Source organism: Vibrio sp. Vb2960, from assembly GCF_033337665.1.
GTDB classification, from domain to species: Bacteria; Pseudomonadota; Gammaproteobacteria; order Enterobacterales; family Vibrionaceae; genus Vibrio; species Vibrio alginolyticus.
Genome location: NZ_JAWORD010000048.1, coordinates 1 through 4,527, shown reverse-complemented (window position 1 = coordinate 4,527; position 4,527 = coordinate 1). Strand labels below are relative to the sequence as shown.

The window sequence follows — 4,527 nt, the reverse complement described above, 5'->3', positions numbered from 1 at the left end:
AAATTGTTCAAGAGTGATTCGGCACGCGTGGCATTTTTACTATGCGTTGGTTTTGGTGGTTAAGGTGTTATGCGGAAACATCGGTATTGCGTGCCTCACACCTTAACAAGGCGTTATGTTCTTGGAGGACATGTTGGAATATCAAAGGGACAGGGTAACTTTTGGCGTTTTTCAGAAACTTGTTGTAAAGCTGTATAAAGCCCTCGTATTCAAGCTTTCAAACAAAAAAGAGAAGCTAGAATGGCAGCTAATCTTGATAGCCGATTGTTTACGAATCATTGGGCTTTGTAGGTTAGCTTATCGGATGGCTTCCAAAGTGCATACTTCAACGTCTAGCGTTAAGAACAAGTTCTGGTCAACCCATGTTTCAGGTATGGCTCTGCAATATTCAGGTGACATGATTGGCGCTGAAAAAGCCTTCTTAAAAAGCCAGGACTTTGCTTGTGAGCTTTCTTTGAGTTTTAGCTTGCAGCATTTTGGTAAATTGAACGTTGAGGTTGGCAATTATAAACTGGCAGAGCAACAGTTCATAGAAGCATTGGCAATTCGAGAAAAATTGAAACGGGCTGACTTGGTAGAGTCGACTAACAGGGCGATTCGAGGACTACAAAAGCTACGAACATAACAAACTGTTTAAGAGTGATTCGCAACGCGTGGCATTTTTACTATGCGTTGATTTTAGTGTTTAAGGTGGTATGCGGAAGCATCAGTATTGCGTTGCTCACACCTTAACAGGGCGTTAGCTAACTACAAACATGCCGTGAACTCCCATAAAACCTAATAGGATCATACCTGAGTAAAGAGTTAGGCGTGCAATTTTCCATTTTGGCTTGTGATACCAATTGTTAGCATATTCTTTTGCAAATTCTTTTGTCGTTTTAACCCACAAGGTTGGTGGGATCGCAAATACTACTACCATATACAAAATGATTATGCTCCCGAGTTTTATGGATTCCCATGATTGACTATAAAATGCGTAAATTAGTAGACCAAAAGCTGTTGCGATCATGCCAAACACACTGCCAAGAAACGCCTTCAAACTGCTCATCATAATTTTTTCCGCAAGTGAGCTTATTGGGGCGAGATTTGTTATACATGCTATGCTCCCAGCAATTCCTGTAGTGATAGTTGTAATGTATAGCATTAGCTCAAACGTAAATTTTCCAACGTTGCCAGAGTCGATATCAGAGAATGTTTGGATACCTAAGGCAGAACCAAGTGAAATGCTAGCACTAATAATAAACATTGGGTTGAGAAATAATTTCTTATCTAACATACTGAAACTTAGTTGAAATTTTTAGTCTAGTATCCCACTAGCTAAGTTTTAGTCAAGCACGTAGCTAAAGTTCAGCTAACAAACTGTTTAAGAGTGATTCGCAACGCGTGGCATTTTTACTATGCGTTGGTTTTAGTGTTTAAGGTGGTATGCGGGAGCTTCGGTATTGCATTGCTCACACCTTAACAGGGCGTTATGTTTAATCATGTAAAATCAGTGGCTTGGGTCTTTTCTTTACTCCATAAGTCATTCTGCTTTTGTTCTTTTCGGCAAGTTGGCATCGCTGGACGCTGCTTTCTGGACATTTATTCTTTGGCGCTAAAAACTCGGAGAGTTGCCTCATTGAATTTCGGAGCAAGTTAACGTGAGGATATTTAGCTCAATCTCTAAGTGAGACTTTTTTTGTATTTTCTGCTCTAAAAGCTCAAGTTCAATCTACAAAAGCTTATGAGTTAAATCAGTTTTTAGGTTTTTGGTTTTTGTGTACAAAAGTAAGTTGGTTTAAACTTCTGTTCAGTTGAACGTAAGGTATTGAATCTTAAACATAACAAACAGTTCAAGAGGGATTCAGCACGCGTGGTATTTTCGTTATGCGTTGATTTTGGTGTTTAAGTGCCATGCAGCAACATCGGTATTGCGTGCTTCACCCCTTAACTGGGCGTTATGTGAATAGGAGATTCCGATGGACAAGGCGGTCAAAGATCGCTTCGATGAGTATCCAGATAATGCTCGTGTTAGGTTAGAAGAGCTGCGAAATTTAGTCTTTCAAGTCGCATCTAAGTTGGAACTGGGTGAGGTCGATGAAACTCTCAAATGGGGTGAGCCAAGCTACAGTGTAAAAACTGGCAGTCCGTTAAGAATGGACTGGAAGCTTAAGTCTCCTAATAGTTATTACCTATTCTTTAATTGCCAAACTAAGCTAATTGATACATTTCGGGAGTTGTATAGTGACGAATTGGTGTTTCAGGGTAACAGAGCAATAGTTCTGTCCTTATCGAAACCGCTACCAGAAACGGTCATTAAGTCCTGTTTAGAGTTAGCTTTAACCTATCATCAGCGTAAGAATTTGCCTCTTTTGGGCGTGTGAAAAATTCACATAACAAAGCGTTTAAGAGGGATTCTCAACGCTTGGCATTTTCAGTTTGATTCAGCTTTAGTGTTTACGGCACAATGGCTTAGGTTCGGTGGTGGCGTTGTTCCCCCCTTAACGCGGCGTTATAAAGCTCGAAGAAAAAGGACATTTCGTGGAAATTCGAACAGGCAAACTTGAAGATGTTGCTGGTATCACCGACATCTTTAATTTTTATATTGAGCATACTAATGCACGTTTTGAGGAAGTTCCATTTACTCTGGAAAATCGTCAGAAATGGTTTTCTCAGTTTTCTAGCACTACCAAATATCAACTATATGTAGCCACAGAAAACGGCGTGTTGCTAGGTTTTGCCTGTTCCCAACAGTACAGAGCAATTTCAGCTTTTGACGACACCGTAGAAGTGACCGTTTATTTGGCACAAGAAGCAAAGGGGAAAGGTTTAGGTTCTAAACTATATACTCAGTTGTTCTCATCAATTCGTGCTTATGGTGTCCATCGTGTATTGTCGGGTGTTGCATTACCAAACGACGCATCAGTTGCATTACATAAGCGGTTTGGTTTCAGAGAAGTTGGAGTTTTCAATGAGTATGCAAAGAAACATGGACAGTACATTAGCTCGGTGTGGTTAGAAAAGGCGTTTAACGTAGAGTCAGCTTTATAACAAACAATTTAAGAGTGATTCGGCACGCGTGGCATTTTTACTATGCGTTAGTTTTAGTGGTTAAGGTGGTATGCGGAAGTATCGTATTGCGTGCCTCACACCTTAATTGGGCGTTAGGCAAAAAGCGCAACCTTATGTTACCTAAGCAGTTAATTATGTTCTTCGCTTTAATATATGCTCCGACGTACCTAAACGGAGGATGCTATGAACGAAAAACTAATCTTATTATTAACAAGTCTTGCAGTAGCAGGGTGTAGTAGCAAAATGGCTGATTCATATGTTGGCATTTTTACAAAAATGAATGGTCAGGAAAAAGAGTGGTCCGTTCCAGCCTATGCATATCAACGAGAATCAGGTCAATTTGTGATTAAGTATAAAACCCCTGAAGGTGATGGGGCATCCACACCTATTATGGAAGAATTTGGAGATGAGTGTCGGTTTGACCTGAATGTTGGCGTTAAGTTGTTGTGCTCAAACCAAAGTTCTGATCATAGACAGAATTTTTCGTTCGTAGGTGAATATAGGTCTTAAAGTCACAATTTGCCTAACAAACTGTTCAAGAGGGATTCGCAACGCGTGGCATTTTTACCATGCGTTGACTTTAGTGTTTTAGGTGGTATGCGGCGGCTTCGGTATTGCGTTGCTCACCCCTTAACAGGGCGTTATGTGCACGGGCAGGATCAGCTAAAGTTTGCAGTTTCTGGAATGGTGTAAAACTTTGAGTTTTCTAGCTCCGACATCGTCATAGCTTTTAAACCAACATTCTCTCTATTCATGTTTACCCATTTCAGAAAGTTTGTTTGTGGTACAAACTCAACAAACTTTTTCCTTAATACTTCACTCGATACCGGAATAATTACTCCAACGCTTTTGAAAGCAGCTTTGATAATTTTAATATCGCACTTGTAGAGTTCTCGGGAATACTTTGCAGAAGTTTGATTTAGATAGTTTAGTTCTACGTTAAAACAGTATAGCTGTCGAGATATGTTCACTTCATGACTGTGGGCGGTTTTAACACCAACTTTATAAGCACAATGAAACTCCCAGTCTTTGACACCACCAATGCCTACAGATTTCATCGTAGATAACCTATGAATAGGGTTTTTAGTTATTCCTATTTTGAAAACATCTATAGATGGAGAATAAGCTACGTATATGTGATCGCAAATGTACTTGTTTCTGCGATAGGGCGTATCTAATGCGCCTTCAGGAATGTCATTAGCCAAAGAAGCCACCATACTGCGAGTTGATGCTCAAACAGTGGCATACTTACAAAACTAAAAAGTTGAGTTTGGTCAATTTGAGCGGAAAAAGTGCACATGACAAGCAATTTAAGAGGGATTCACAACGCTTGGCACTTTTGCTTCTACTTCAAATTTAGTGTTTATGGCACAATGCTTTAGGTTGGGTGGTCGCGTTGTTCACCCCTTAATTGGGCGTTATGCTCTATGCTGAAAATGGAACTTTATGGAGGTTGGCATGAGTATCAAAGAGTCA

The 4,527-nt window shown here is 40.1% G+C and carries 6 protein-coding genes; 4 read left to right on the top strand and 2 right to left on the bottom strand.

Going from position 1 to position 4,527, the window contains the following annotated elements; all coding sequences use genetic code 11:
* Window positions 1-115 precede the first annotated feature (115 nt).
* A complete protein-coding gene (locus tag R7O03_RS22445) occupies window positions 116-625 on the top strand; it encodes a hypothetical protein (protein ID WP_172563211.1) in 510 nt (169 codons plus the stop codon).
* 114 nt (window positions 626-739) lie between these two features.
* On the opposite strand, the gene R7O03_RS22440 is transcribed toward R7O03_RS22445, so the two are convergent.
* Window positions 740-1,276 carry a hypothetical protein gene (locus R7O03_RS22440; protein WP_262580222.1) on the bottom strand — a complete coding sequence of 179 codons (537 nt, stop codon included), beginning with the start codon at window positions 1,274-1,276 and terminating at the stop codon, window positions 740-742.
* A 682-nt stretch (window positions 1,277-1,958) separates the two neighbouring features.
* Here R7O03_RS22440 and R7O03_RS22435 point away from each other — a divergent pair.
* From R7O03_RS22435 to R7O03_RS22425, 3 genes are all read left to right on the top strand, one after another.
* On the top strand, window positions 1,959-2,363 hold the full coding sequence (locus R7O03_RS22435) for a DUF1801 domain-containing protein (RefSeq protein ID WP_318132060.1): 405 nt from the start codon (window positions 1,959-1,961) through the stop codon (window positions 2,361-2,363).
* Window positions 2,364-2,520: 157 nt separating this feature from the next.
* Window positions 2,521-3,030 carry a GNAT family N-acetyltransferase gene (locus R7O03_RS22430; RefSeq protein ID WP_031779151.1) on the top strand — a complete coding sequence of 170 codons (510 nt, stop codon included), beginning with the start codon at window positions 2,521-2,523 and terminating at the stop codon, window positions 3,028-3,030.
* A gap of 204 nt (window positions 3,031-3,234) precedes the next feature.
* On the top strand, window positions 3,235-3,561 hold the full coding sequence (locus R7O03_RS22425) for a hypothetical protein (protein WP_025796504.1): 327 nt from the start codon (window positions 3,235-3,237) through the stop codon (window positions 3,559-3,561).
* 149 nt (window positions 3,562-3,710) lie between these two features.
* On the opposite strand, the gene R7O03_RS22420 is transcribed toward R7O03_RS22425, so the two are convergent.
* Entirely contained in the window at window positions 3,711-4,256 is a 546-nt protein-coding gene (locus tag R7O03_RS22420) for a GIY-YIG nuclease family protein (RefSeq protein ID WP_318132059.1), read from the bottom strand.
* Between the last annotated feature and the right edge of the window lie 271 nt (window positions 4,257-4,527).

Bases quoted from the DNA above. Each gene is read 5' to 3' on its own strand.
- R7O03_RS22445 (WP_172563211.1), top strand. From the start codon at position 116: ATGTTCTTGGAGGACATGTTGGAATATCAAAGGGACAGGGTAACTTTT.
- R7O03_RS22440 (WP_262580222.1), bottom strand. From the start codon at position 1,276: ATGTTAGATAAGAAATTATTTCTCAACCCAATGTTTATTATTAGTGCT.
- R7O03_RS22435 (WP_318132060.1), top strand. From the start codon at position 1,959: ATGGACAAGGCGGTCAAAGATCGCTTCGATGAGTATCCAGATAATGCT.
- R7O03_RS22425 (WP_025796504.1), top strand. From the start codon at position 3,235: ATGAACGAAAAACTAATCTTATTATTAACAAGTCTTGCAGTAGCAGGG.